Below are 3440 nucleotides of genomic sequence, written 5' to 3'. Positions count from 1 at the left end.
ACTACAAAAGAATACTCTACTAGTGTAACAAATAAGTAGACAAAAAAAACTACATCAATGGGTAATAGATATTGAATTTTGAAGTAACTACAATATAAGTGTAATCATAATTAATAGACTTCAGAGAAATTTATTTATTGTGAAAAAAATATTAGTAGAAATTTCTTTGAAATATATGAAGTCCATAGGTTGGATAAGCTTAGGGGTTTGAATAAAAATTATTATAAAAAAACGGGGGGATTTTCATGCCAAAGAAATTACAAAAGTTAAGTACTAAAAATTTAATAGTAGCAGGATTAATTGCAACTTCAGTATCAGGGACAGCTTTACCAGTAACTTCATTTGCATTAGAAGGAGAAACTACAGTAGCTAATACAAAGAATCAAGTAGAAACAATGTCATATGATGAAGCACTCGCAGGATTAAAGGATGCTAAAATTGAAGCTGATAATGCATTAAGTACGTTGGAAACATGTGACTTCACACAATATGGAGAATGGGAAAGAATGTCTAACTATATAAAATCAGCAGTTGCAAGAGCTGATGGAGCTAGGTTTAATGGAATAGAAAATGAAGATACAAAATATGTATATGATACATTAGATAAAGTTAACAGAAGTTACAATAGTATAGTAGGAAGAATACAACATGCTATAAATGGATTAGAATCTCAATTTGCAAATGGTGGATTAGAAGGCCAAGGAATAGCAGTAGCTCAATTAGAACAAATAATAAAAGAAGAGAAAGAATTAAATTATGAATATGTAAATAAAAAAACTGTAGATAGTGCTACAAAAATATTAGATCAATATAAATTAAAATTAGAACTAGCAAGAGCAGTACATGAAGCAAAATTAACAGAAAATATGTTAAAAGATGCAGACTTTACAGTAAGAGGTAATTGGGAATTAATAGCTAGTTATATAAGTGCGGCAGTAGATAGAGTAAATGGAGTTAGATCTAATGGGATAGAAAATGAAGATACAAAATATGTATACGATACACTAGCAAATGTCAACAAAAGCTATAATAGCATAGTAGGTAGAATACAGCATGCTATAAGTGGATTAGAAGCTCAATTTGCAAATGGAGGAAAAGAAGGTAAAGAAATAGCAGTATCTCAATTAGAACAAATAATAAAAGAAGAGAAAGAATTAAACTATGAATATGCAAACAAAACAACTATAGATAGTGCTACAAAAATATTAGATCAATATAAATCAAAATTAGAGTCAACGCCTGAAGATAATAAAAAAGTAGATGGAGAATTAGGAGCCCAACTAAAAGTAGCAGTAGGGGAATCTGAATATGCTTTAAAGTTATTAGATGAAGCAGATTTTACAGAAAGAGGCAAATGGGAGTATATGGCTAGTTTCATAGGTGCAGCTGTAGATAGAGTAAATGGAATTGTATTTAATGGAATAGAAAATGAAGATACAAAGTCTGTATATGATGCATTAGATAAAATAAACAGAAGTTACAACAGCATAGTAGGAAGAATAAACCATGCTATAAATGGATTAGAATCTCAATTTAACAACGGAAGCTTAGAAGGTAAAGAAATAGCAGTAGCTCAATTAGAACAAATAATAAAAGAAGAGAAAGAATTAAACTATGAATATGCAAACGAAACAACTATAGATAGTGCTACAAAAATATTAGACCAATACAAATTAAAATTAGAATTAGCAAGAGCAGTACATGAAGCAAAAATGACAGAAAATATGTTAAAAGATGCAGACTTTACACAAAACGGACAATGGGAATTAATGTCTAGTTACATAAGAGTAGCAGTATCTAGAGTGGATGGAGTTATATTTAATGGAATAGAAAATGAAGATACAAAATATGTATACGATACGTTAGCAAATGTTAATAAAGATTATAATAGTGTAGTAGCTAGAATAAACCATGCTATAAATGGAGTAAAAGCTCAATTTGCAAATGGTGGATTAGAAGGTCAAAAAATAGCTATTGACCAATTAGAACAAGTAATAAAAGAAGAAAAAAATTTAAATTATGAATATGTAAATAAAATAACTGTAGATAGTGCTGAAAAAATATTAAATGAATATAAAGCTGAATTCGAACAAATGATACAAAGAGCTAATTAATTTAAAATAAAAGTTAAATTTTATAAGCGTAGACTAAGTCTACGCTTTTTAACATAGTAGATTATATCTAAGGTAACAAGTAAAATTCATACCCGTCTTTTCTAGCATCATCAATAACCTCACCGAGAATATTGGCATTTGTCTTAGATATAGCATGTAATAACAATATAGAACCATCATGAAGATGACTTAAAATATGATTCTTAGCATATCCAACACCAGGCTGACGATTAGGCTCATAATCACCATAAGCAAAACTTCAAAAAACGTTTGATAGCCTATCCTTAGTCATAGCCAAACTTTGTTCAGAGTATTTACCCATAGGTGGTCTGAAAAATTTAGGAATATCTTTGCCAGTTAATTCTTTAAATTTATCCTCAACATCACGAAGCTCTTTATTAAAAACATCAGGAGAATAAGTAATACTAGGCATAGAGTAGTGGTGCTTAGTATGATTAGCTACCACATGAACTTCAGCCACCATTCTTTTCACAGTATCAGGTGAATAACAAACATAATGAGAAGTAACAAAGAAAATAGCTTTAACATTCTTTTCTTTTAACACGTCTAAAATCTGATCAGTATATCCATTCTCGTAGCCTTCATCAAACGCTAAGTATAAAGATTTATTCTTAGAATTAGTTGAACCATTGTAAATAGGATTGTAATCATTTAGCTTAAAATTTAATTTATCATTAATTTCAGGTGTTTTAGATTGAATATTAGGAATAAAAAAACCAATCAATACAAGTATTATCAAAATTAGTGGATTTAATTTCTAATTGTTCCTTATTTATGCCTTTAGAAATACGTGTACTAGCTACAGAATAGCCAGATAAAGAAATACATAAAGATGATAAAGCTAAAATAGAGGTTAATTTCTTCAAAAGCAACACCTTCTTTGTTTAAAATTCAACACTTATACTAATTATCATTCCATACAACAATCACAATATAAGTGGAAAAATATAAAGAATATAATAAAATTTAAAAAAAAATGCAAAAAATAGTTGACGAGAAAAAATAATGGTGATAATATTATAAATGTGCTCGAGAGAGACAAACAAAACAAAAAATGAACTTTGAAAATTAAACAGTAGGTTAATTTATAGAAACAAACATAATTCTTTATAGAATTAAAACACAAACAAACCAAGCCAGATATTCAGATAATGATTAGCTGAGCAATGGACAACTTTTATTTGAGCGTTAGAATAAGCTGAACGAATGTGAAGATTATTATAATGCGATATAAATTCAAAATTTATTTTGAGAGTTTGATCCTGGCTCAGGATGAACGCTGGCGGCGTGCCTAACACATGCAAG

Annotated in this window: 2 protein-coding genes and 1 rRNA gene; 2 read left to right on the top strand and 1 reads right to left on the bottom strand. The window is 29.0% G+C overall.

Annotated elements, in window-relative coordinates:
* Positions 1–245: 245 nt before the first annotated feature.
* Positions 246–2114, top strand: coding sequence for a hypothetical protein (locus tag ACRC03_RS01850; RefSeq protein ID WP_438650851.1), 1869 nt, complete (start codon positions 246–248; stop codon positions 2112–2114).
* A gap of 259 nt (positions 2115–2373) precedes the next feature.
* Here ACRC03_RS01850 and ACRC03_RS01845 read toward each other — a convergent pair whose 3' ends face one another.
* On the bottom strand, positions 2374–2874 hold the full coding sequence (locus ACRC03_RS01845; RefSeq protein WP_438650850.1) for a polysaccharide deacetylase family protein: 501 nt from the start codon (positions 2872–2874) through the stop codon (positions 2374–2376).
* A gap of 505 nt (positions 2875–3379) precedes the next feature.
* On the opposite strand from ACRC03_RS01845, the gene ACRC03_RS01840 reads away from it, so the two are divergent.
* Positions 3380–3440: ribosomal RNA gene (locus ACRC03_RS01840) — 16S ribosomal RNA — on the top strand; the annotation flags it as partial.

It is taken from the genome of Romboutsia sp. (assembly GCF_051659545.1).
GTDB lineage: Bacteria > Bacillota > Clostridia > Peptostreptococcales > Peptostreptococcaceae > JBOFOR01.
Note: the sequence above shows the minus strand (reverse complement) of the source record. Positions and strands in the feature narration are given on the sequence as shown.